A 23,810-nucleotide genomic window follows, 5' to 3' on the forward strand; every position below is an offset into this window, starting at 1 on the left:
TTATCCTTCGTCCAGCCGCGGCAGCGTCTTCGCCGCGCGCATGATCGCGTCGTTGTCGTGGATGAAGCGGCCCCGGGCCGCACGGCGCGCCAGGGCCAGCGCCGCATCGGCGACCGTCTCCGCCCTGATTGCCCGATACTGGTGCAACCCGCCATGAAGCATCAGATTGACGAAGGGCGCCGCCGCGATGCCGATCCTCTCACCCGGGCGGCGGTCGTTGCTCCGCTTGCCGCGCAGCAGGCCGGGCCGCAGGATATCGAGCCGCCCGAAACGCAGTTTCGTCAGGTCGCGTTCGACTTCGCCCTTCACCTTCAGATAAAAGTTTTTCGACGCGATCGCCGCCCCGACCGAGCTGACGTGGACGAAGCGCTCCACCCCCTGCGTCCTGGCAGCCTCAGCCACGCTGAGCACGAGATCCTGATCGACCGCGCGGAAAGCCGCCTCGTCCTCGCCCGATTTCTTCCACGTAGTGCCGAGCGCGCAGATCATCGCCTTGGGCTTGATCGCCTCGACGACCTCGCCCCACTTGGCAGGCTCGGCCACGAACAGCTCCATCCTGATGCCTTTTGGCAGCCGTGCCTCGCGCCGGGCAATGGCCGAGAGCCGCACATCCTCTCGCCCGACGCACGCCTCCATCACCTTCCCGCCGAGGAGCCCGGTCGCACCGACCAGCACGATCCGCAGCGCGTCAGACATTACTGAGCCCTTCCGGGGCGCGCCCGTAGATCCGGCGCACCTGTTCGATGGCAAAGCGGTCTGTCATTCCGGCGATGAAATCGGCGATGTGGCGGCTGCGCTGCGGCTCGCCTTGCGGATGCTTTGCCAGCCAGTCGGCGGGCATGGTCGAGGGATCCTGGCTGTAGGCCGCATAGAGCCGCGAGATCACATCGCGCGCGCGCTCGGCCGTGGCGAGCTGTTCGGGGTGGTAGTACAGCCGGTCGTACATGAATTTCTTCAGCCGCCGTTCCTGCTCCGCCATACCGGCAGAGAAGGCCGCGAGCGGTTTGCCCGCACTGCGCACGTCATCAACGTTCCCCACGCCATCGACGCGCGATCGGGTTTCGGTCAGCAGGTCGTTGACCATCAGACCGATCTGCGTGCGGATCAGTTCACGCAACTTGCGCTCATGCGGGGCGTGAGGGAACCGCTGCTCCACCGCGCGCCACTGGTCGGCCAGCAGGTCGAGCGTGAGCAGGTCGTCGAGCTCGAGAAAACCGGCGCGCAGGCCATCGTCGATATCGTGGTTGTCGTAAGCGATATCATCGGCGAGCGCAGCCACCTGCGCTTCCAGCGAGGGCCAGGTGTCCAGTTCGAGCGGAAAGGCCGCGTCGATTTCCGCCAGTGCCCAGTTCGGTGCTGCGACCGGACCGTTGTGCTTGGCGAGGCCCTCCAGCGTCTCCCACGTCAGGTTCAGCCCGTCGTGATCGCAATAGGGGCCTTCCAGCCGCGCCAGCGTGCGGATGCCTTGCGCGTTGTGATCGTAGCCGCCGGCCTGTACCATGGCCTCTTCGAGCGCAGTCTCCCCGGCGTGGCCGAAAGGCGGATGGCCGATGTCGTGGCCCAGGCAGAGCGCTTCGGTCAGGTCTTCGTCCAGCCCCAGTTCGCGCGCGATGACCCGGCCGATCTGCGCCACTTCGATACTGTGCGTCAGGCGGGTGCGGTAGTGGTCGCCATCGGGAGCGACAAACACCTGCGTCTTGGAGCGCAGGCGGCGGAAGGCGATCGAATGGACGATGCGGTCGCGGTCGCGCTGGAATTCGCTGCGCGGCCCGCGCGTGCCTTCGCGCTCCTCAGGGAACTCGCGGCCACGCGACTTGGCGGGATCGGCAGCGTAGGGTGCTCTCGTCATCGCGGGCGGGGTTAAGCCAGCGCACCAGCGCGGACAACGTGAACAGAGGGCGAACCCGCAATCTTATCGGCTAAAAAGCCACCCAATCAGCCGAAAGGAAAGGGCCGCGCGATCAATGCCGCGCGGCCCTTCCTGTCATTCGGCTGCGATCAGTTGATACCGATCGTGTCCGGATTCCCGTCCGGATCGCCATTGACGGTTCCGCCCGAACGGATGTTGCCCAGCAACAGCAGGCCGGCAGCATGCGGGCTGGCCATCGAGGTGCCCGACAGCGTGGCATAGCCGCCGTCCTTATAAGTCGACGGAATGGCCGAACCCGGCTCCGCGAAGTCTACCGGCGGGTTGCCGTAGTTCGAGAAGCTCGACCAGCTGTCGTTGTTCTGCGTGAACGAGCTGATCGTGTAGATGTTCGGGTGGTTGGCCGACGCCGGCGACTTGGTGGTCGCGCTGGTGCTTTCGTTGCCGGCAGCCAGCGCGAACTCGAGCCCGCCCTGGGCTGCAGCGATGACGGCATCGTTCAGCGCCTGGCTGAAGCCGCCGCCGAGCGACATGTTGGCCACGTCGTTGCCATTGTCGATGCTGGCAGCGTATTCGACACCGGCAATCACACCGCTGTTCGAACCGGAGCCGCGACGGTCAAGGACCTTGATGCCCACCACGGTCGTGCCCGGCGCCACACCGATAACGCCGATGCCATTGCCTTTGATGGCTGCGATCGTACCCGCGACGTGCGTGCCGTGACCGTTGCCGTCGTCCGCGTTCTTATCACGGGTAGCGTTGAAGGCGCTGGACAAGGCGACATCGACATTGAGGTCGGGGTGGTCGAGATCGACACCGGTATCGATGACGAGCGCACGGCCCGCAGCGCCGCTGAGGCCGCCGCCCACGCGCGTCACACCCCACGGCGTGCTTTCGCTCGGCTGCGTGCCACCGCCACCGCTGCCCGGCTTGTTGCCGCGACCCTGCGCGGTCGCCATCACCTGGTCCTGCTCGCAGTAGGCGATGCGCGGGTTGTTCGCCTGCATTTTGGAGACGCCCTGCGCCGAGGCATTTACCGAGAAACCACGAATGGTATTCTTGTAGGTGAAGCCGACAGCGCCGCCCGCTGCCTTGGCCGAGCGGTTGGCTTCGGCCTTCACATTGCCCTTGGCGACGAGGCCGGGATTGAAGACGCAAATATAGGAATTTTCGATTTTCGCGCCCTTTGCAGGCGTCGATTGGGCATTGCCAGAATTGGCCATGCCGGCAGCGGCCAGCGCAACGAGGCTAGCGGCCGCAATGCGACCGTACGTAATTTTCATGTTGTCAGTCCCTTCCCCCAGATAGGAAAAGGCAGCATGACGGCGATCCCGTCGCAATCAATATTTCGATGGTTAATTTCCGCCGAAAATCTGAGCGATGTAGCTGAAAAGACGCATTCGCATGCGCCGCTATATCAATTGATTATCCAGTCGGCCGCCGCGCGGCAATGGATATCGGTGGAATCGAAGACGGGCAGGACATTGGCGCGTGTGTCGACGACCAGTTCCAGTTCTGTACACGCGAGGACGATCGCATCCGCGCCTTCCTTGTCCTTCGACGTTATAAGCGTTTTCAAGGCCCGCTCTGCATCCCGTGTGACCCGGCCCAGCATCAGCTCCTTGTAGATGATCCCGTCCACCATCTCGACATCCTCGGGATTGGGCGGAAGCAGCTCCACGCCATGGGCGATCAGACGCTGGCGGTAGAAGCTCTCAGTCATCACGGTGCGCGTACCGAGAATAGCGGCGCTCTCGCATTCGGCAGCATGCATTGCATCACCCACCGCATCGGCAATATGCAGGAGCGGGATAGAGACAGCTTCGGCCACCTGATCGTAGACCCGGTGCATGGTGTTGGCGGCAATGACTAACCCTTGCGCGCCGGCGCTTTCCAGACGCCGGGCGGAATCGACGAGGATGGCTGCGACCGCGTCCCAATCGTCGCGCTGCTTGGCTTCGTAAACCTTCGAATAATCGAGGCTTTCGATCAGCATCGGCGCGCTCGCCATCGGTGGCGCCTGCTTCTGCACGAATTTGTTGATGCGCTCGTAATAGGCGCGGGTCGAGATCCAGCTCATGCCGCCGATCAGCCCGAGTGTGCGCAAGATTAAACCCCTTTTACCCTGATGCAGCAGGCCCTTGACGAACCCGTCTGCGTTTCAGGGGCTTAGAACGGACGGGTCAAGTGCAGGTTCCTCGCTCGGCGACCTGTTCGGTGATCCCTTGCGACGAAAGCCAATCGCGCAGGTCTTGAACGGATTCGACGGATGCCTCTTCCATCGGGATATGGCCGATACCGGGATAGCTGACGAGCGTGGCGTTCGGCAGGTGCTCCGTGAACCAAGTGGCTGCCGCATAGGGCACTAGCGCGTCCTCTTCGCCCCACATCACCAGCGCGGGCACATCGACCGCGCCGACTGCCTCGGCGGTGAACGGCACACGCTCGGTGCCGAACCGCTCGCGTGTTGCCGCGCGGTTGCCCGGATAGCGGGCCATTTCCCAATAGCGATCGACTGCTTCGGACGTGACCACAGCCTGGTTGGAAACGCTCTGCGACAGGCTGCGCTCGATCAGGCTGCGCGGAATGACCTGGCTGAGCGCCGTCCCGACGCCCGGCATGGCGGCGAGCGTGAAGGCGAGATTGCCGCCGCCTTCCCGCTCGATCGGCGCGCCCGAGGCATCGACCAGCACCAGCCCTGCGAGCCGCTCGGGATGGGCGATGGCGTAGCCCATCGCGATGCTGCCGCCCATGGAATTGCCTACCAGCACGAAGCGGTCGAGGCCGAGCGCGTCGGAAACCATGTGCAAATCGTCGACAAAGGCATTGCGGGTGTAGCCGCCGTCGGATGCGGGCCCGGTCAGCCCATGACCGCGCTGGTCGTAGCGGATCACGCGAAAATCCCTTGCGCAGGTTCTCGGCCCATGGCTGCCACGTCATCAGATCGGCATTGGAGCCATGAAGCAGGACGATTGCGGGGGCATCGCGCGGCCCTTCGTCGCGCAGATGCACCGTGCGGCCATCGGAGAGCTTCAGCCTTTGCGAAGGTTCACCGCCGTATTTCGCCCACATCTCCTCCGCATCGGTATCGGGAACGCGGAAGATCAGGAAGGCGACAGCTATGATTGCCGCCAGGACGCCCAGAATGCGCAGCGTCCATTTCACGGCTTCATCTCACCGATCCAGCGGCTGACCACGTCCAGCCCATCCTCGTCGACCGTTTCCTTGCCGATTTCCGGCATGGCGACGCCGGGCTCGGGGCTGGCCATGCGATAGGTCAGGATCGACTTCTCCGGCGCACCCGGAACGATGTCGAACAAGTGACCCCCCGCGCCGCGCCCTGCGGCAACCGGCCGCTTGCCGATGCCAAGCGCATGCGGATCCTGCTGCTCCCAGCGCAGGTCGAGCCCACTGTTCGACGCGGTCGATCCGGGGCGATGGCAATGCGCGCAATTGACGTCGAGATAGGCACGCGCCGCGGAGTTCAGGCTTGCGCTCTCGCGCGCCTCCCACACCGGCAGCTGGTCCGCACCTTCGGGCATGCGGTCGAGATGTCCGGCTGCGACCATTTGCGCCAGCCATTCGCCGGACAGATTGCGCGCCTTGGGACCGATCGGAACCACCGCATCGTCGAGCCCGTGGCATTCCTTGCACTGGTTCTTGTTCGGCACGCGGTAGCTAATCGCTTCGCCCTTCGGCGTGGTCAGATCGACGCGCGCGCCGGCGACCGCCAGCTTAGCATCGGTCTGCTCCTCGTTCCACAGGTAGGGCAGCGCCACCCAGCCATCGGCGCGGTGCAGTAACACGCGCGTCTCGATCAGGCGGCGGTTCTCACCCTCGCCGAACACAAACGTCTTTATCAGCGCCGCGCCGACCGGCATGTCGATCAGACCCTCGCCATCGGCGCGAAACTGCGTGCCGCCAGCCCGATAGACGAAGCGCAGCTTGTCCGCCCCGTCCGAATAGAGAGGCGTGTTGAGCCGGTAGGGATAGACGTGCGGCACTGGCACCTGCTCGCCGAGGTCGGCGAAGAAACCATAGTCCGACAGCAGGCGCGGCATCCCTGTGCCCGCGATCGCCTCGTCGTTCACTTGTTGCGGCAGCGGCGGTGTGGCCTGCACGGCAAGCGCGCCCGCAAATGCGAGCGCTGCTACGCCGAGGACCGCGCTATGCCTCATCCCGCCAGCCGTGCCTCTAGCGCAGCCGGAGCGCCGATGCCGCTGCGGTCGAATTCGCCTGTCGGCTCCGCCACACTCAGCGGGCCGGGTTGCGCGCCGCCGAGACCCTTGCCCGCCTCGGTCAGGTTGAGGCTCCACCCCGCCGTGCCTTCCACGGCAGCGACCGAGCCGAGCCCGTCCCACAGGACCGGCGGCAGCTCGCCGCCGAACGCCGCGAGCAGCATCTCCGCCCCGTCGAGCTGCGGGTCGTAGCCCCCGCCATCATAGGTGTTCTCGCCGATTGTCACCTCGCGCGGCAGCGGGTCGTAGCGTTCGTCTTCGAACGGCTGCGTATAAGCGATCACCATCACCGGCGCGGTCGGATTTCCGGAGAGGATGTTGTTCTCCACCAGCACCTTGTCGTTCGCCATCACCATAATCCCGGTCCCACGCCGCACGCCTGCCACGATATTACCGGCTGGAGCGAAGTTCGGGGTGTCGTTGGCGACGACGAGGTTGTTGGCCACGATCACATTGCCCCCGCCCATGACCGGCAGGCCGGGAAGGTCGAACACTAGGATGCCACCCGTGTTGCGCGTGGCGACATTATGCTCGACCAGCGCGTTGCGGCTGTTCTCGATCTCGATCCCGGCGACATTGGCCTCCGCGATCGAATTGCGCACGGTGATGCCGTTCGACTGGCCCACGTAAATGCCCGCATCGCTCGCCCCGGTGACCTTCACGCCATCGACCAGCACGCCGGTGCTTTCGACCGGATAAATGCCGTAAGCGCCGTTCTCCTCATGCGGCCCGCGCGTCCAGGTGACGCGGATGCGATGATAGACGATATTGTCCGCGCCTTTCGACTTGATCCCGTCTCCCTTGGGATTTTCCAGCGCGAAGTCCCGCACGGTCACATTGTCGCTGGTGATGAGGAACCCCTCACCCGCACCCTGTTGCCCGGTGAAATCGAGCACCGTCCCGTCCATGCCCGCACCGCGAACGGTGACATTGTCGACATCGAGGCTAAGCCCGTCGGTCAGTGCATAGCGGCCTGCCTCCAGCACGATCTCGTCGCCCGGCTGGGCAAGGATCAGCGCCTCCTGCAAGCGCGCCTGCGCGTCCTCCCCCGGCGAGACGGTGTGCGTTTCGGCGAGCAGCGCCGATGCGCTGGCCAGCAAGGCGGCAGCGATGGTCAGTCGGATCATGAGTCTCTCCCTTGCAACCCAGTGTGCCGCAAGGACTCGGGAATGCAAGTCAGATGGAGAAAGCGCAGACCGCCGCGGCGCTGCCGGTGACCTCGACTACCTCCGGATCGTCCACCCGGCGCAACCGCTCGAGCAGTTCGGCGATGGAGACCGGCACGTCGGCCTCGCCATCCTGCGGGCGCAATCGCTCCAGCTTGGCCAGTTGGCGGGGAGAGAGGCGTTCGACCATGCGGGTCGCCATGCAGTCGGCCATCGGCTCAGGCACGCCGCGAGTGGTCAGTTCGGTGACGATGCGGTCCTCGGTCCAGCTGTCGAGATTGAGGTAGAACACCAGCGCGCCGACGCCGATCGCCAGCAGGGCCAAGATGATTACCACCTTGCGCATGACCTCAGTCCAGCGCCTTCACGATTTCCTCGACCATTTTCTTGGCATCGGACAGCAGCATCATGGTCTGGTCCATGTAGAAGACGTCATTGTCGACGCCGGCATAGCCCACGCCGCCCATGCTGCGCTTGATGAAGAACACCTGCTTGGCCTTGTCCACGTCGAACACGGGCATGCCGTAGATGGGCGATGACTTGTCGGTCTTCGCCGCCGGATTCACCACGTCGTTCGCGCCGATGATGAAGGCAACGTCTGCCTGCGCGAATTCGGAGTTGATGTCCTCCAGCTCGAACACGTTCTCGTAAGGCACCTGCGCTTCGGCGAGCAGCACGTTCATATGCCCCGGCATGCGCCCGGCGACGGGGTGGATGGCGTATTTCACCTCCACGCCCTTTTCTTCGAGGATGTCGGCCATCTCGCGCAGCGCGTGCTGCGCCTGCGCCACCGCCATGCCGTAGCCGGGGATGATGATGACCTTTTCCGCCTGTTCGAGCATGAACGCCGCATCCGCCGCGCTGCCCTGCTTGTAGGGGCGCTGCTCCTTCGCCTCGCCGCCACCTGCGCCGCTGTCGTCCGCGCCGAAGCCGCCCGCGATCACGCTGATGAAGCTGCGGTTCATCGCGCGGCACATGATGTAGCTGAGGATCGCGCCCGAAGAGCCGACCAGCGCGCCGGTGATGATCATCGCCGTATTGCCGAGCGTGAAGCCCATCGCCGCCGCGGCCCAGCCCGAATAGGAGTTCAGCATCGAGACCACCACCGGCATGTCCGCCCCGCCGATGGGAATGATCAGCAGGAAGCCGATGAGGAAGGCCAGCACCGTCAGCGCAATGATCAGCGGCATGGTCTCGGCAGGTCCGGCCATTGCGAAGAGCGCGGTGAGCACGACGATCGCCGCCAGCGTGCCGAGGTTGATGACATGGCGCGCAGGCAGCAGGATCGGCGAACCGCTCATCCGTCCCGAGAGCTTGGCGAAAGCGATGACCGAGCCGGAGAAGGTGATCGCGCCGATGGCGATGCCGAGACCCATTTCCACCTTGGAGACTGCGCCGATGCTGTCACCCACCAGCAAACCGAATGCACCCGGATTGAGATAGGCCGCCCAGCCGACCAGCACTGCAGCGAGGCCGACCAGCGAGTGGAAAGCCGCGACCAACTCGGGCATCGCGGTCATGGCGATACGGCGGGCGATGGTAATGCCGATGATTGCGCCGATGGCGATGGCGATCAGGATTTCGCCGAGGCCAAACAGGCTGATGACCTCATAATCACTGAGGTCCGACGTCGGCACATGTGTCACCAACGTCGTCACCACGGCAATCAGCATACCGATCATGCCGAAGCGGTTGCCCGTCCGGCTCGTCGCGGGTGAGGACAGGCCGCGCAGCGCAAGGATGAAGAACACGCCTGAGACGAGATAGGCGAGCGCGACCCACGGGTTCACCGCCTCGCCGGTCGCGGCGTTCGCGGGGGTGGCAAAACCAAGCATCGTCATCGCGAGGAGCGCAGCGACGACGCGATCCATCGACCGACTGCTGAGCCACACGCGAGGGTGATGGAGTGCCGCGGCGACTGTGTCGCCTCGCAATGACGGAATGGAGAGGAAGCGTCCCATCACTTCTTCTCCTTCTTTTTGTACATCGCCAGCATTCTCGCCGTCACCGCGAACCCGCCGAAGATGTTTACCGAGGCGAGCACGATGCCGAGCAGCCCCAGCCACTTCGCCCCCGGCACATCAGCCGCCGCCGCTGCGATCAGCGCACCGACGATGATCACGCTTGAGATCGCATTGGTCACCGCCATCAGCGGCGTGTGCAGCGCGGGCGTGACCGACCAGACCACGTAATAGCCGACGAAACACGCCAGAACGAAGATCGACAGGATCGAAATGAAGTCCATGTGCGGCCCCTCCCCGGGCCCGGATTACGTGGCTAGAAGCCTCTCGTTCACGACCTTGCCGCCCTGCGTCAGCCGCACGGCATCGCCGATTTCCTCGTCGAGCACCGGCTTGCCCGCCTCCTCGTCCCAGAAGGCCGAGAGGAAGTTGTAGAGGTTGCGCGCGAACAATGCCGAGGCGTCGGCGGCCAGATGCCCCGCCGTGTTAGAATAGCCGATGATCTTCACGCCGTGCTTCTCGACCGCCTGGTCGGGCTGCGAACCTTCCACATTCCCGCCCTGCGCCACCGCGAGGTCGAAGATCACGCTGCCGGGTTTCATCGTGGCGATCTGCGCGTCGGAGATCAGCCGCGGCGCGGGTTTGCCGGGGATCAACGCGGTCGTGATCACGATGTCCTGCTTGGCGATGTGCGAGCTAACCAGCTCGGCCTGCGCCTTCTGGTACTCTTCGCTCATCTCGGTGGCATAGCCGCCCGAGCCTTCGCCCTCGATCCCTTCGACATCCTCGACGAACACCGCCTTCGCGCCGAGCGATTGGATCTGTTCCTTGGTTGCCGAACGCACGTCGGTCGCGCTGACCTGCGCGCCTAGCCGTTTGGCCGTGGCGATCGCCTGCAGGCCCGCCACGCCCACACCCATTACGAAGACCTTGGCCGCCTGCACCGTGCCGGCGGCGGTCATCATCATCGGCAAGGCGCGGCCATATTGGTTCGCCGCCGTAATTACCGCTTTGTAGCCGGCGAGGTTCGACTGGCTGGACAGCACATCCATACTCTGCGCGCGGGTGATGCGCGGCATGAACTCCATGCTTAGCGCCTCGTAGCCGGCGGTCGCATAGGCATCGACCAGCTCGCGATTGCGGAACGGGTCGAAGGTTGCGGCGACCCATGAACCCGGTTTGGCACCTTTCAGCAAAGCGACATCGGGCGCCTGAATGCCCATCACGATATCGGCGTCCTTCACGGCATTCGCCGCAGGGACGACTTCGGCCCCGGCCTGCGCATAGTCTCCGTCGGGAATGGCGGCACCGGACCCGGCACCTTCCTCGACCGCGACGGTGGCCCCGAGGGCGATGAATTTCTTCGCCGTTTCGGGGGTCAGCGCGACCCGGCTTTCGCCGGGCGCACGCTCTTTCAGCACCGCTATGCGCATCAAGCGCCGCTTACTCGGCGATCATGATGACGACGAGCAGCGCGATCACCGCGATCAGCGGAACCGACCATTTAAGGTTGGCGATGAACGAGGAATAGGTGCTGTTGTGTGCCTTGTGGTCGTTGGCGGATTCCATGGTGGTACCCCTGATCTGGAATATCGATTGGCCGCGGGTCTATCGCGCCCGTGCGACCTGCTCAAGCCTTTCATCGCGCGGCCCACGGGATAACAGGCTTAATCAGGTCTTTACCCCGGGCGGCTATAGCGCGATGATATCGGCCACCAACCGGCCACCACCTTAAGGGAGTGCCACGAGCGGATGGCAAGCGAGACAACACGTCTGCTGATGCTGATCGATGACGAACCGGCGCAGAGCCGCCTCGTCACGGCGCTTGCCGCGCGCGAAGGGTGGCGCACGCTGGTCGTCGGATCGAGCGAGGAGGCGCTCGAAGCTTTGGGCGCGGAAGAGGGCGGCGATGTGCGCGCAGTCCTGCTGGACCAGTGGGTCCCCGGCGATGCCGCCTGCGAACTGATCCGCGACATCCGCGCCGCCCGGCCCGACGTGCCGCTGCTGATGCTCACGGCGAGCACCTCGCCCCTGCTGGCGGTCGAGGCGATGCGCGCGGGTGCGACCGATTACCTCATTAAGCCGGTCGGGCCCGATCGCCTGATGGCCGCCTTGCGCAGCGCGACCCGCGACGAAGCGCCTCGCGACGAATTGCAGCCGATGACCGAGAAGCTGCCGGCGGAGCTCGATTTCGACGCCATGGTCGGCACCGCCGCCCCGTTCCGCACCGCACTGGCCAAGGCCGCCACGGCGGCCCGCGGGCACGGCAATGTGCTGGTCGAGGGCGACAGCGGCACCGGCAAGGAGATGCTGATGCGCGCGATGCATGCCGCATCCACCCGCGCCAAAGCCGTGATGAAGCTGGTCGGATGCGGCTCCATGCCTGCAACGTCGCTGGAATCGCTCGTCTTCGGCCACGAGAAGGGTGCCTTCGCAGGTGCCTTTGATCGCCAGACGGGCCTGCTCGAGCATTGCGACGGCGGCACGCTGATCCTCGACGATATCGACCGGATGGACCTGCCGCAGCAGGACCGCCTCGCCGATGTGCTCGAAAGCGGCATCGTGCGTCCCACCGGCGCGGCGCACGGCTTCAAGATCGACGTTCGCGTCTTCGCCTCGAGCGATGTTCCGCTCGAAGAACTGGCGGCATCGGGCGCATTCTCGCAGCGGCTTTACGATGCTCTGGGCACCACCCGCATCCACCTCCCTGCCCTGCGCGAGCGGATGGGCGACATCCCTGCCCTCACCCGCCATTTCCTCGCCAAGATCGGCCAGCAGCCAGGCTTCACCCACCATTCCATCGCCGATAGCGGCCTGACCCTGCTCGAAGCCTATGACTGGCCGGGCAATGTCCGCCAGCTGCAATCCGTGCTCTATCGCGCCTGCGTGCACGAGCAGCGCGAGGCGCTGACCGCGCACAGCTTCCCGCAGCTTGCCGAACTGCTCGGCGACAATCCCGACCGTGGCGAGAGCCGGGCGCGCGGGCTCGGCGTGCTGCTTTACGAGGAGGACGGCAATCTCCGCCCCCTCGAAGAGATCGAGGCCGACATCATCCGCCTCGCTATCGGTCACTACCGCGGCCGCATGACCGAAGTCGCCCGCCGCCTCGGCATCGGCCGCTCGACCCTCTACCGCAAGCTCAGCGAGCTCGGCATCGACAACGCCGCCTGAGCGGCTTAGCCACGCAACCATGGCAAAACTGGACGACATGCTCTGCGTGGTAACCGGCGGTGCGCGCGGGATCGGCAAGGCAGTGTGCGAAGCTTTCCTGGCCGAAGGCGCGCGAGTCGTGCTCACCGATATCGACGAAGAGGAAGGTAGGAAAGCGGCTGATGCGCTTGGCTGCACCTTCCACCGGCTCGACGTGGCGAGCGAGGCGAAGTGGGATGCGCTTGCCGCGGCCTTTCCTGCCATCGATGTGCTCGTCAACAACGCCGGGATCACCGGTTTCGAGGACGGCCCCGCCGCGCACGATCCCGAGAACGCCAGCCTGGCCGAGTGGCACCGCGTCCATGCGGTCAACACCGACGGCTGCTTCCTCGGCTGCCGTTATGCCCTGCGCGCCATGCGAGCGAAGGGCACAGGCTCGATCGTCAACATGTCCTCGCGCTCCGGCCTCGTCGGTATTCCCGGCGCGGCGGCCTATGCGGCCAGCAAGGCGGCGATCCGCAACCACTCCAAGTCGGTCGCGCTCTATGCCGCGCAGCAGGGGCTCGCGATCCGCTGCAACTCCATCCACCCCGCCGCGATCCTGACCGACATCTGGGAGCCAATGCTGGGCGACGGGCCGGACCGCGACGCGAAAATGGCCGCGCTGGTGGCCGACACGCCGCTGAAGCGCTTCGGCACGGTCGCGGAGGTCGCCGCGCTCTGCGTCTATCTCGCCAGCACCGACAGCGGCTACATGACCGGCGCCGAACTCACGCTCGACGGCGGGCTGCTGGCAGGCAGCGCCGCCTCGCCCGGCTAACCCGGCAGGTCCCCGAAGTCCGTCAGCGCCGCATCGCGCAGGCCGCGCCATACGTTGCGCGCTTGAAGGGTCTCCGGCACGTCGTGGACACGATGGAGCTGGACTCCCGCATCCATCCCCTTCACTGCCAGCGTCACGCTGCCGCCGAGGCGCGCGTCCGCCTCCGCCTCGTTGGACATCGCGCCGATCATTCGCTTGCGGCTCGCGCCGAGCAACAGCGGGTGGCCGAGGGCGTGGTACAGCGGCAGCGCGTTGATCAGCGCAAGGTTCTCGGCGAGCGTCTTGCCGAAGCCGATACCGGGATCCAGCAGGATGTTGCGCGCCTCGATGCCTGCCTCCAGCGCCGCAACGCGGCGGGCGCGCAACGCGTCGAACACGTCGAACACGACGTTGTCGTAGTCGCCGCCCTCATGCAGGTCCTCGCCGCTGCCGGGCGCGTGCATCAGCACCACCGGCACGCCGGCGCGTGCGACCACCTCGGCAGCGCGCGGATCGTGAGTGAGGCCGCTGACGTCGTTGATCAGCGTCGCGCCCGCCTCGATCGCCGCCTCCATCACTGCCGCCTTGCGCGTGTCCACGCTGACCGCAGCGCCCATCGCCGCGCAGGCCTCGATCGCCGGGACGACGCGCGCGATCTCGTCGCCTTCCCACACGGGTTTGGCGCCGGGCCGCGTGCTCTCTCCGCCGACGTCGATGATGCTTGCCCCCGCCTCCAGCATTGCCGCGGCATGTTCTCGCGCGGCATCCGGACTGTCATGGGCGCCGCCGTCGCTGAAGCTGTCGGGCGTGACGTTGAGGATGCCCATCACCTGTGGCTGGTCGAGCCGCACAGTGCGCGCGCCTAGCTCCAACGCCGGATGCGCGAGCGTGAGATTGGCCCACTGCGCCTCCGCATCGCCCGCCACGTCGTCGGGCAGCTGCGCCAGCACCTCGGCCATCGTATCGGGAGCGGCGAGCCAGCGATCGACCACCTCGCCCCCCTGTTCTTTGGCCCGCCGAAGGATCACCGCAAAACGGCTCGCATAGACCATCCCGCCTGCCAGCCGGATGGCATTGCCGTGCTCGGCCTGCGGACCGGGGACGAAGCCGAAGGGGCGGATGTAGGCGTGTTGGATCATTGTTGGAAAGCCTCAGGGCAAGAACCGCGACATGGACCGCATGTTACACAGTCCAGGGCGTAAAAAACTATGATGCAGGGCGGTGAACGCATGGTCACAGGTCGACGAGAAGTAGATCCGGCGGTCATGCTCGCCTGATTAGGCCACGAACGACCTGTAGGACAGCCCAGCTGTCAGGTACCGATCACAATGTCGCATTCCACACCAGTTCGAGGGTAGCGAACGTCCACTCGCCCCGTCGAGCCGAGGGCATCGGCAATCAACATCGAGCCAAAGCCGTTATCACTCCCTCTGTCGACCGGAGGGCCCCCCGTTTCTCGCCATGCGATATGCATGTCGCCTGCCCGCTGGTCGATCTGCACAAAGACGCGTCCGTCGTCATTCGATAGCGCACCGTATTTGAGCGCATTGGTGAGCAATTCATGAAAGATGAGCGCGAGACCCTGGCCCGTCGATCCCGACAAGGGGTGCTCCTCGTTTGCAGACACCTCGACACGATCCGACAGATCGGAAAAGGCTGCGAGTTCGGCCTCGATTATCTCGCTTGCGCACAAGGCTGCAGAGTCGTCGCTCACCATCAGTTGATGGCTGCGTGCTAATGCGCCGACACGCCCCTCCAACGCCTTGGCAAAAGCGGGAATGGCCGTAGCCTTTCGCGACGACAGCCGCACGATCGACTTGATGATCGAAAGCATGTTGCGGACGCGGTGATTGAGTTCGTCGGTGAGGAGCGTCAACCGCGCCTCGCGTTCCTTGGTGGTGGTAATGTCGATGACATGGCCGATCAGCTTGTACGGTTTGCCATCATCCCCGAGAAGGGGGCGCCCTGCGGCGCTGATCCACCGTTTTTCGCCGCCAGACGTTACGATAGCGCACTCGAAAGCCCATTCCGTGCCCGAGGCGATCGCGTCGCTCTGAAGTCGTTCAATTCTCTCGCGTTGTTCCGGGACGATGTGGTCGAGAAACTGCTCGTATGTCCATTCGGCGAGCGAGGCATCATAGCCGAAAATATGGTCGTGATGACGATTTCGGGACGCGCGCCCAGAGTCTAGATCAAGCTCCCATATCCCGATGTGAGCCGTGTTGAGAATCAGGCGAAGGTGATCGGCGCTTAATTTTTCGAAAGGCCGGAGGTCCGTCATCCCCGGCTTTCTAACATAAGAGCGGCGAGTGTCACCTCTTCAGACGCCTCTGCATGAATGGCGCTCATCCTATGAAGGCTCGCACCGCATAAACGGTCAGGCCGATCAGCCAAAGATGCTGCCCCTCGGGCAGAGGCAAGACACAATACACGCTCCGATCAGAAAGCGTCTCATGGAAAAGGCCCCGGCGTAAACCGGGGCCTTTTTCTTAACGTTCTGGACGGATCGATCAGAAACCGAGCTGGTCGCCCGAAATCCGCACGCCGGCGTAGAAGAACCGGCCGAGCGCGCTGACCGGGTAGAAGGTCAGGCCGACATCGGGTTCCTGGTCGAAGATGTTATTCACCCCGACGTAGAAGCTCATGTCGTCGTCCGTCGTCCAGCGCAGCTGCATGTCGTGCACGAACTTGGCGTCGATCTTCAGATATTCCGGCGCAACGATATCGGGATCAGCCTCGATATCCGCACGCGCGAAGCGAAGCGTCTCGTCCCAATAGTTGATGCCGTAATTGAGGTTGAAGTTGTCGAGCGTCCAGTTGAAGTCGAAGTTGACCTGCCATTCCGGCGAGCCGCGGACGCCTGCGCTTTCAACGATATCCGCTCCGGGCGTGCCCTGGGTCTTCAGCTCGATCAGGTGGTTGCCGATCACGCTGAAGTTGAACGTCCCCAGATTATCGGTCGCCTGACGATAGCGTACCGAGAAGTCGACGCCCTTGGTGGAGAAGGCCGCGACGTTTTGCGGGCGCAGGGTGAAATCCCGGACCACGCCTGCATCGTTGGGATCGAAGCCGGCGCCGACCGGGGTGCGGTCGATATTGTCGCAGAATTCGTTATCCAGCGTATCTGCATCGACGCAAAGTTCGAGCAGCGTGTTGGCCGTCGGGGTCGAAATCGCATCCTCGATTTCCACGTCGTAATAGTCGACCGACATGACCAGGCCCGGAATGAAGCTCGGCTGGAAGATGGCACCGACGGTGATGGTCTTGGCAGTTTCCTCGCTCAGATCGACGTTACCGGTGCTGAGACCTGGCAGGCTGGTCCCGGCATCGCCGGTAAAGCCTGCGATCTGGGCCGGAGTCAGGCCGAGATTGGTAAGAAGCGCGGTACAGTTCGCTTCGCGCGTTGCACTGCCGTTGTCGATATTGTCGAAGGCACAGGGATCGTCGATGAATGCGAACGTCTGGTTGGACGGAGCAAACAGTTCGCCGATGTTCGGCGCCCGAACCGCCTGGGCGTACGTGCCGCGGATCCGGAAATCGGGAACCGGAGCGTAGACCAGGCCGCCCTGATAGGTGAAGGTGGTCCCGACAGTCGAATATTCCGAAACACGGGCGGCGCCGTTCGCGGTAAGATCGTAGAAGCCCGGACGATCCTGAACGATCGGCACGCGCACTTCCACGAAGCCTTCATAGACGTCGAAGGACCCCGTTTCCGGGAACAGCGCATTGCCGAAGGTCAGGCCGGTCGTGTTGACCGGATCCGGAATGCTTTCGCTGATTTCCTTGCGATATTCGCCGCCGAGCGCGAAGCCGATCGGATCGCCCCACAGCGCGAAGCCGTCACCGAAATCGCCACTGAATGCCGCCGTGGCAACATGCTGCTTGACCGTGCTGGTGTCGACCGCGGTCGTGTTGATGAAGGCCAGCGACGCCGGGTCCTGAGCGTTCGAGAAGATGTTGAACGGAACACAGCCGCTGTTCGCGCCGGGCGTGAACGACAACTGGTCGAAATCGTCGAAGAAGAATGCGCCGGTGACGTTCTGGTTCGAACTGGTCGCATCGCCGGTGAGGTTCGAGCGACAGACGATGTTGCCGTTGGGCGTACCGGTCAGGAATTCGCCTTCGTCAACTGCATCGAGCGCCGCATAGAACCGGTCGTTAAAACGCGTGTTCGTCTGGCGGACCGTCGCATCCGACTGGCCGTAGACATAGGAAGCGTCGAAACGGATCGTGTCGGTGACGTCGGCTTCGATCCCGGCGACACCGCGATAGGTTTCGCGGCGGTTGGTTTCGCCGCGGCGGCCAAGGTCCAGATTGTCGCGACCCGTGACAAGAACGATGCCGAGACCGTCGAAGACGTTCACTGCAGGATCGTTGATGTTGTCCGGAATGAACGGGTTATCGGTGGGCACGCCGATGAAGAAATCGAAAGTCGGCTGGCCGAAGGATTCCGAATCGACCCGAGCATATTTGCCTTCCGCGAAGAAGCGAATGCTGTCGGTCAGCTCGTAGCTGAAAAGCAGATTGCCGATGTACCGATCGATCTTCGGCAGGATTTCTCCGCTGTAGGTCGACACGGGAGTGCCCGAACCGCCGCTTTCGAAGAAGCTGCCCAGGAAGGTGCCGGGAATATAGGGGCGACCATCGCCGAGAAAATCGGGCAGGAAGTCGCCGTCCACGTCGATCGCACCGATCGGGCTGGAATCCAGATAGTTGACGTCCGATGCCAGGATCAAGTCCGGAACGTTCGGATCGTCACCCGCAGCCTGGTCGTCGAGATTGTCGTAGAACGAGCGGAAGCTGGGTCCGAATTCGCGGCGGTCCGAGAGCAGCAGATTGTCGTCGTGCCCGTATTCGAAGTTCGCGGCGATGTTGCCGCGACCGCCGGCAAAGTTGGTGCCGACGGTTGCCGAGATGAAGCCGGTGTAGCCATCGCCTTCCTCGCTGATGCCGCTCTGCGCGCGCACCGTATAGCCTTCGAAATCGCGCTTGGTGACGAAGTTCACCACGCCGGTAACCGCGTCGGCACCGTAAATGGCGGAGGCGCCACCGGTGACGATATCGACGCGCTCGATCAGGTCGATCGGGATCGTATTGGTATCGACCGAGGACGAACCCGGCACGGAAGCGACATGGCGCCGGCCGTCGATCAGCAACAGGGTACGCTGCGTTCCGAGGTTGCGAAGGTCGAGGAGGTTGAGGCCGACCCCGCCGATGCCGGCATTGGCACCCGAACCGTCGTTCGACGTGTAGGAACCGGTAAGAGCCGGAGCTTCCGTGAGGAAGTCGGTCAGGTTCGTAACGCCGCTGTTCTGGATGGCCGTGTCGTCGATGGCGACGACCGGGTTTGCAAAATCGTATTCGTTGGTGCGGATACGCGTGCCCGAAACGACAATGGCATTCTGCTCGACCGCGCCGGCAACATCGTCGCAATCGCCGTCGGCATCTTCGTCGATGCAGGTTTCGTCTTCGGCGGCATCCTGCGCCTGAACGGTCATGGGCGCGACGAGCGCAAGAACGGCTGCACTTGCCAGCATCGAGCGCTTGCTCAGGGCAATCGGCGTAAACTTCATATGTAACCCTCGATTATCGTAATTCGGAAAGTTCGAATGAGGGCGCTAACAGCCAAAATGGATGTGCGAGGCAAGGCCGTTGGTCGAAAAACCTCCCTTGCGCGATTTTGCACCTGTGAGTGCGACTTTTCCGCCACACAAGCGGACCGGCTAATCTTCTACGGCCAGCAGATAGAGCTGCCGCGCGGCGTCGATCGGTTTCACCTCGCCGCCGTTCTCGTAATGCCAGAAGGTCCAGCCGTTGCAGCTGGGTGCGCCCTGTAGCTCCTTGCCGAGGCCATGTATGCTGCCGGTCTGCTTGCCGCACGCGAGCGAGCCGTCCGCGCGGACCGTCGCGGTCCAGCGGCGTTTCTTGTCGAACACTTCGGTGCCGGGCTTGAGATAACCGCTCTCGACCAGCGCGCCGAAGGCCACCTTGGGGGCGCTGCGGCCGGCCTGCATCGTGGTGAGCGCGCTTTCGTCGAGCGGGAGTTCCTTTTCGATCCGCTTCAGCGCCGCTTCGCGATAGACGCCCTCGCGCTCGCAACCGATCCACTGGCGCCCCAGGCGCTTGGCAACCGCGCCGGTGGTGCCGGTGCCGAAGAACGGGTCGAGCACGACGTCGCCCTTCTCCGTTGTGGAAAGCAGCACGCGGTAGAGCAGGCTTTCGGGCTTTTGCGTCGGGTGGACCTTGTGCCCGCCTTCCTTCAGCCGCTCCGCCCCATTGCAGATCGGCAGGACCCAGTCGCTGCGCATCTGGAGCTCGTCGTTGAGCGTCTTCATCGCGCGGTAGTTGAAGTGGTACTTCGCCTTCTCGCCCTGCGAACACCACAGCAGCGTCTCATGCGAATTGGTGAAGCGGGTGCCGCGGAAATTGGGCATGGGGTTGGACTTGCGCCAGACGATGTCGTTGAGGATCCAGAAGCCCAGGTCCTGCAAAATCGCGCCGACACGGTAGATGTTGTGATAGCTGCCGATCACCCACAGCGCGCCGTCGGGCTTAAGGATGCGCTTGGCCTCCACCAGCCAAGCCCGCGTGAAATCGTCATATGCCTTGAAGGTATCGAACTTGTCCCAATCGTCGGTAACTGCATCGACATGGCTGCCATCGGGCCGGTTGAGATCGCCGCCGAGCTGGAGGTTGTAGGGCGGATCGGCGAAGACGAGATCGATGCTGGCGCTCGGAATGGAGCGCATTGCTTCGACGCAATCGCCATCGAGGATGCGGCCTACGGGTAGAGTGGCCGGCAGCGCACCCGGCTGCTCCAGCGGCAGCTCGACTGCCTTTTCGACGCGCCGCGCGCGCGTTTTCGCGGTCTCGATGACCCCCATTTGTCCGTCCCCTTGGCGTTAGTTATCCACAGGGTGAGTCCAAACGAGTCCGCCGTCAAGCAGCTTGTGGGTTGCCTATCGCGCGAGATGTTGCGGAGGTGAGGGAGAACGAAAGGAGTCCCCCACAAGATGTTGAGTCCGCACGGATTCCGCGGACTCGATATATGGGGGTGTGGCCGGGAAGACTCGACTCGCCGTGAAATCCTGCAATCATGGCGCTTCCAGACAGCCCGGGTCGCTTTAACCGGGAGGATCTCATGACATTAAAGGTTATCGGAGCAGGCGTCGGGCGAACGGCGACCGTCACCATGAAATTCGCGCTGGAGCATCTCGGCTTCGGGCCGTGCTTCCACATGGCGGAACTGTTCGCAGACGCGCGGCGGCAGGTTCCGCTGTGGTTGGACGCGGTTGCGGGCAGGCCGGATTGGGACGAAATCTTCCGGGGCTTTCATTCGACCGTCGATTATCCGTCGGCCTCCTACTGGCGCGAGCTTGCCGCAAATTATCCGCAGGCGAAAGTGCTGCTGACGGTCCGCGATGCGGACAGCTGGTTCGAATCCGTCAGCGAGACCATCTTCTCGGACGACATGCAGGCCCATCTGGTCGGCACCCCGACCGGAGACATGATGAAGGGCACGATCTTTGACCATTTCCATGGCGGCGACATTCGCGACCGGGTGTTCATGACCCGATGGTTCGAGGATCGCAACGCCGCCATCATAGATGCCGTGCCGGAAGAGCGGCTGCTGGTCTTCCATCCCAAGCAGGGATGGGAGCCGCTCTGCCAATTCCTTAACGCGCCGGTGCCGCCGGAGCGTTTCCCACGCGTGAACAGCCGCGACGAGATCACGGCTGCGAACGAACAGGAAGGCGGAATGGCGAAGGACGACGATGCGGCCGAGAGCTTCGGCAAGTCCTATATCGAGACGCTGCGCGCCAAGGCTTTCGCCGCCTGACTGGCAACAGAAACTACGCGGGTGCTAGCCCCGGATCGACGCCGGTCAGTTCGATCGATTTCGCCCATAGGCGCGCTGCGAGCAGGGGGTCGCGGGCGGTCTTCGTGGCGTAAGCCTTGCCGGACGTCGCGCCGCTCATCTCGCGCAGGCCCCAGCTACCGTAATACTCTCCGCCCTCGGCTTCGGGGTCGGTCGCGGCCTGCAAGGCGGGCACGGCCCCGTTTTCGGCCGTGTTGAGGAAAAAGCCGACCGTCGGGCCGAAGAGCTTGCCGAACACGCCAAGGTGGCGGGTGATCTCCGTCTGCGCGACACCCGGGTGGCAGGCAATGGACGTGACAGGCGAATTCGCAGCACGCAGGCGGCGGTCCAATTCGAAGGCGAAGAGCAGGTTCGCAAGCTTGCTCTGCCCGTAGAACTTTGCGCGCGAATAGCCTTGCGACGCATCGAGATTGTCGAAGTCGATCTTGGCACCCTTGTGCGCAATCGAGGCCTGGCTGACCACGCGCGCGCCGCCATCTTTCGCCAGCTTGTCGAGCAGCAGGCCGGTCAGAGCGAAATGACCGAGGTGGTTGACGGCGAACTGCTGTTCTGTCCCGCCGATGGCATGGCCCAGCGGCGGGATCATGATACCGGCATTGTTGATCAGCAGGTCGATCTTCGGCTCTTTCTTCGCCAGATTGGCCGCCTCGCGGATCGAGGCCATGTTAGAAAGGTCGAGCGGGAGGAAATCGAGATCCGCCTGCTCCGGTCCGCTGGCGATCTCCTTGATCGCGGCAGTCGCCTTGTCGGCATCGCGGCAGGCGAGAATCACGCGGGCGCCTTTGCGCGCAAGGCCGCGCGCGATCTCCAGCCCGATGCCGGTATTGGCGCCGGTGACGATGGCGGTCTTGCCGCTCTGGTCGGGTACGTCGGAATAGGCAAAGCTCACGCGAACATCTCCATCTGCGATACCGGCGCGAAGCTGCGGCGGTGCAGCGGCGTCGGTCCGTATGTTCGCAATGCTTCGAGATGCTCGGCCGTTCCGTAGCCCATGTTGCGCTCCCACCCGTAATGCGGGTGCGCCGTGGCGGCATCGCGCATGATCCGGTCGCGATGCTCCTTGGCGATGATGGAGGCAGCGGAAATACAGGCTTCCTTGCCGTCCCCCCCCACGATCGCGCGTACTTGCGGCCAGCGCCACTCCTCGCGCCGACCGTGCGGGGTCATGTTGCCGTCGACCAACACTTCGGCAGGCTCCAGTTGCAGCACCTCGACCAGCCGCGCCGTCGCCAGTGTCATCGCCAGCATCGTTGCCTGGAAGATGTTGAGCCGGTCGATGTCATCCGGTTCGATGACCGCCACCCCCCAGGCGCAGCGTTTGCGGATGGCCGGCTCCAGCTCCGCGCGGCGTTTCGCCGAGAGCTTCTTGGAATCGTCCAGCCCTTGCGGCGGTTCGCAGCACAGCACGCAGGCAGCTGCTACCACCGGCCCGGCGAGCGGGCCGCGCCCGGCCTCGTCCACTCCGACGATCAGCGGCACGGCACCAAGTCCGCCTTCGGGTGTTGCACTGAACATAGACACGGGAGCCTTACCTATGACGAAGCAGCCTTCGATCCTTTTCGCCACCCTATCGCCCCTCGCCCTGCTCGCAAGCTGCGGCAACGCCTATTCCACCGATGGCGGCGAGACGGCCTCGACGCCCTCGCCCACCGTGGACGGCGAATTCGATGGCGACTTCGCTATCACATCGCATGGCGAATTCGACGAACCCTGGGCGTCTGCCTTCATCCCCGGCACGCCGATGCTGTTCATCACCGAAAAGCCCGGCACTGCGAAGATCTACAACACCGATAACGACCGCGTGATCACCGTCAGCGGTCTGCCGCAAGTCGATTACGGCGGCCAGGGCGGCTTGGGCGATGTGGCGTTCCTGCCCTCCGAAAGCGCGAGTTCCGTCGGCACGCGCACCATCTATCTCAGCTGGGCCGAGGCCGGCGAAGGCGACACGCGCGGCGCGGTGGTCGGGCGTGGCCAGCTGAACTGCGCCAGTGCGACCGCCTGCTCGGTCAGCAATCTCAATGTCATCTGGCGGCAGGCGCCCAAGGTCACGGGCCGCGGCCATTATTCGCACCGCATCGTTTTCAGCCCGGACGAGCAATATATGTTCGTCTCGAGCGGCGAACGGCAGAAGCAGGACCCTGCGCAGAATACCGAGAACACGCTGGGCACAATCGTGCGCCTCAATCTCGATGGCAGCGCGGCGGCGGGCAATCCCTTCGCCGACCGGGGCAGCCCGACAGACCAGATCTGGACCTACGGCAATCGCAACATCCTGAGCATGGATTTCGACAGCGCGGGTCGCTTGTGGGAGATCGAGCACGGTCCCGCCGGTGGCGACGAGCTCAACCTCGTCCAGCGCGGGGCGAATTACGGGTGGCCGGTCCGCTCCAACGGCGACAATTACGATGGCTCGAATATTCCCGACCATACGGCCGACGACGGCTTCACCAAGCCGGTCATCAGCTGGTCGCCCGTAATCGCGCCGGGGAATATGGTGTTCTATTACGGCGATCTGTTCGAAGGCATGGACGGCGATCTGATCGTGGCCGGCCTGAAGACGCAGGCGCTGATCCGGATCGCCTTCGACGGTGAGACCGCGCGCGAAGTCGCCCGCTACGACATGGGCAACCGCATCCGCCAGGTCGTTTACGGCCCCGACGGCGCGCTGTGGGTGCTCGAAGATGGCGAAGGCGGCCGCTTGCTGGAGCTGCGCCCGTCCTGATGGCGCGCGGCCTGACTTCTGCGGCCCT

22 protein-coding genes are annotated in these 23,810 nt (G+C 64.1%); 4 read left to right on the forward strand and 18 right to left on the reverse strand.

Going from position 1 to position 23,810, the window contains the following annotated elements; genetic code table 11:
* From ACSH0F_RS10765 to ACSH0F_RS10820, 12 genes are all read right to left on the reverse strand, one after another.
* The gene (locus ACSH0F_RS10765; RefSeq protein WP_435202636.1) at positions 1 to 696 is read right to left on the reverse strand and encodes an NAD(P)H-binding protein; all 696 of its coding nucleotides are present in this window, start codon (positions 694 to 696) and stop codon (positions 1 to 3) included.
* Positions 689 to 1,849 carry a deoxyguanosinetriphosphate triphosphohydrolase gene (locus tag ACSH0F_RS10770; protein WP_435202638.1) on the reverse strand — a complete coding sequence of 387 codons (1,161 nt, stop codon included), beginning with the start codon at positions 1,847 to 1,849 and terminating at the stop codon, positions 689 to 691. Before ACSH0F_RS10770 ends, ACSH0F_RS10765 begins: the two co-directional genes overlap by 8 nt.
* 149 nt (positions 1,850 to 1,998) lie before the next feature.
* A complete protein-coding gene (locus ACSH0F_RS10775; RefSeq protein WP_435202640.1) occupies positions 1,999 to 3,150 on the reverse strand; it encodes a S8 family serine peptidase in 1,152 nt (383 codons plus the stop codon).
* A gap of 134 nt (positions 3,151 to 3,284) precedes the next feature.
* Positions 3,285 to 3,974, reverse strand: coding sequence for an aspartate/glutamate racemase family protein (locus ACSH0F_RS10780; protein ID WP_435202642.1), 690 nt, complete (start codon positions 3,972 to 3,974; stop codon positions 3,285 to 3,287).
* 76 nt (positions 3,975 to 4,050) lie between these two features.
* A complete protein-coding gene (locus ACSH0F_RS10785) occupies positions 4,051 to 4,761 on the reverse strand; it encodes an alpha/beta fold hydrolase (protein ID WP_435202644.1) in 711 nt (236 codons plus the stop codon).
* Positions 4,762 to 5,028: 267 nt separating this feature from the next.
* Complete coding sequence (locus ACSH0F_RS10790) at positions 5,029 to 6,045, reverse strand: SO2930 family diheme c-type cytochrome (protein ID WP_435202646.1); 1,017 nt, start codon at positions 6,043 to 6,045, stop codon at positions 5,029 to 5,031.
* Positions 6,042 to 7,232, reverse strand: coding sequence for a parallel beta-helix domain-containing protein (locus ACSH0F_RS10795; RefSeq protein WP_435202648.1), 1,191 nt, complete (start codon positions 7,230 to 7,232; stop codon positions 6,042 to 6,044). Before ACSH0F_RS10795 ends, ACSH0F_RS10790 begins: the two co-directional genes overlap by 4 nt.
* 49 nt (positions 7,233 to 7,281) lie before the next feature.
* The gene (locus ACSH0F_RS10800; protein ID WP_278327296.1) at positions 7,282 to 7,617 is read right to left on the reverse strand and encodes a hypothetical protein; all 336 of its coding nucleotides are present in this window, start codon (positions 7,615 to 7,617) and stop codon (positions 7,282 to 7,284) included.
* A gap of 4 nt (positions 7,618 to 7,621) precedes the next feature.
* The gene (locus tag ACSH0F_RS10805; protein WP_435203165.1) at positions 7,622 to 9,106 is read right to left on the reverse strand and encodes an NAD(P)(+) transhydrogenase (Re/Si-specific) subunit beta; all 1,485 of its coding nucleotides are present in this window, start codon (positions 9,104 to 9,106) and stop codon (positions 7,622 to 7,624) included.
* A 125-nt stretch (positions 9,107 to 9,231) separates the two neighbouring features.
* A complete protein-coding gene (locus ACSH0F_RS10810) occupies positions 9,232 to 9,516 on the reverse strand; it encodes an NAD(P) transhydrogenase subunit alpha (protein WP_006833497.1) in 285 nt (94 codons plus the stop codon).
* A gap of 24 nt (positions 9,517 to 9,540) precedes the next feature.
* On the reverse strand, positions 9,541 to 10,665 hold the full coding sequence (locus ACSH0F_RS10815) for an NAD(P) transhydrogenase subunit alpha (RefSeq protein ID WP_435202651.1): 1,125 nt from the start codon (positions 10,663 to 10,665) through the stop codon (positions 9,541 to 9,543).
* A gap of 10 nt (positions 10,666 to 10,675) precedes the next feature.
* Positions 10,676 to 10,801, reverse strand: a complete 126-nt coding sequence (locus ACSH0F_RS10820; protein ID WP_278327299.1) for an aa3-type cytochrome c oxidase subunit IV — start codon at positions 10,799 to 10,801, stop codon at positions 10,676 to 10,678.
* Positions 10,802 to 10,984: 183 nt separating this feature from the next.
* On the opposite strand from ACSH0F_RS10820, the gene ACSH0F_RS10825 reads away from it, so the two are divergent.
* A complete protein-coding gene (locus ACSH0F_RS10825) occupies positions 10,985 to 12,403 on the forward strand; it encodes a sigma-54-dependent transcriptional regulator (RefSeq protein WP_435202654.1) in 1,419 nt (472 codons plus the stop codon).
* 19 nt (positions 12,404 to 12,422) lie between these two features.
* The gene (locus ACSH0F_RS10830; RefSeq protein WP_435202656.1) at positions 12,423 to 13,202 is read left to right on the forward strand and encodes an SDR family oxidoreductase; all 780 of its coding nucleotides are present in this window, start codon (positions 12,423 to 12,425) and stop codon (positions 13,200 to 13,202) included.
* Here ACSH0F_RS10830 and folP read toward each other — a convergent pair.
* From folP to ACSH0F_RS10850, 4 genes are all read right to left on the reverse strand, one after another.
* Complete coding sequence (folP, locus tag ACSH0F_RS10835; protein ID WP_435202658.1) at positions 13,199 to 14,320, reverse strand: dihydropteroate synthase; 1,122 nt, start codon at positions 14,318 to 14,320, stop codon at positions 13,199 to 13,201. The two genes, ACSH0F_RS10830 and folP, sit on opposite strands and share 4 nt — an antisense overlap.
* 173 nt (positions 14,321 to 14,493) lie before the next feature.
* A complete protein-coding gene (locus tag ACSH0F_RS10840) occupies positions 14,494 to 15,462 on the reverse strand; it encodes a sensor histidine kinase (protein WP_435202660.1) in 969 nt (322 codons plus the stop codon).
* A gap of 229 nt (positions 15,463 to 15,691) precedes the next feature.
* Positions 15,692 to 18,754: a TonB-dependent receptor domain-containing protein gene (locus ACSH0F_RS10845; protein WP_435202662.1), complete on the reverse strand. Its 3,063-nt coding sequence runs from the start codon at positions 18,752 to 18,754 to the stop codon at positions 15,692 to 15,694.
* Positions 18,755 to 18,904: 150 nt separating this feature from the next.
* Positions 18,905 to 20,065: a site-specific DNA-methyltransferase gene (locus ACSH0F_RS10850; RefSeq protein WP_435202664.1), complete on the reverse strand. Its 1,161-nt coding sequence runs from the start codon at positions 20,063 to 20,065 to the stop codon at positions 18,905 to 18,907.
* Between the two features lie 257 nt (positions 20,066 to 20,322).
* On the opposite strand from ACSH0F_RS10850, the gene ACSH0F_RS10855 reads away from it, so the two are divergent.
* Positions 20,323 to 21,021 carry a sulfotransferase family protein gene (locus tag ACSH0F_RS10855; RefSeq protein WP_435202666.1) on the forward strand — a complete coding sequence of 233 codons (699 nt, stop codon included), beginning with the start codon at positions 20,323 to 20,325 and terminating at the stop codon, positions 21,019 to 21,021.
* A gap of 13 nt (positions 21,022 to 21,034) precedes the next feature.
* On the opposite strand, the gene ACSH0F_RS10860 is transcribed toward ACSH0F_RS10855, so the two are convergent.
* Positions 21,035 to 21,949, reverse strand: coding sequence for an oxidoreductase (locus ACSH0F_RS10860; RefSeq protein ID WP_435202668.1), 915 nt, complete (start codon positions 21,947 to 21,949; stop codon positions 21,035 to 21,037).
* Positions 21,946 to 22,575 (reverse strand): ribonuclease HII, encoded by a 630-nt coding sequence (locus ACSH0F_RS10865; RefSeq protein ID WP_435202670.1) that lies wholly within the window; start codon positions 22,573 to 22,575, stop codon positions 21,946 to 21,948. Before ACSH0F_RS10865 ends, ACSH0F_RS10860 begins: the two co-directional genes overlap by 4 nt.
* Before the next feature lie 19 nt (positions 22,576 to 22,594).
* On the opposite strand from ACSH0F_RS10865, the gene ACSH0F_RS10870 reads away from it, so the two are divergent.
* Positions 22,595 to 23,782 carry a PQQ-dependent sugar dehydrogenase gene (locus ACSH0F_RS10870; protein WP_435202672.1) on the forward strand — a complete coding sequence of 396 codons (1,188 nt, stop codon included), beginning with the start codon at positions 22,595 to 22,597 and terminating at the stop codon, positions 23,780 to 23,782.
* The last annotated feature ends 28 nt before the right edge of the window (positions 23,783 to 23,810 follow it).

Source organism: Qipengyuania sp. 902 (genome assembly GCF_051195295.1).
In the GTDB taxonomy this organism is placed as follows: domain Bacteria; phylum Pseudomonadota; class Alphaproteobacteria; order Sphingomonadales; family Sphingomonadaceae; genus Qipengyuania.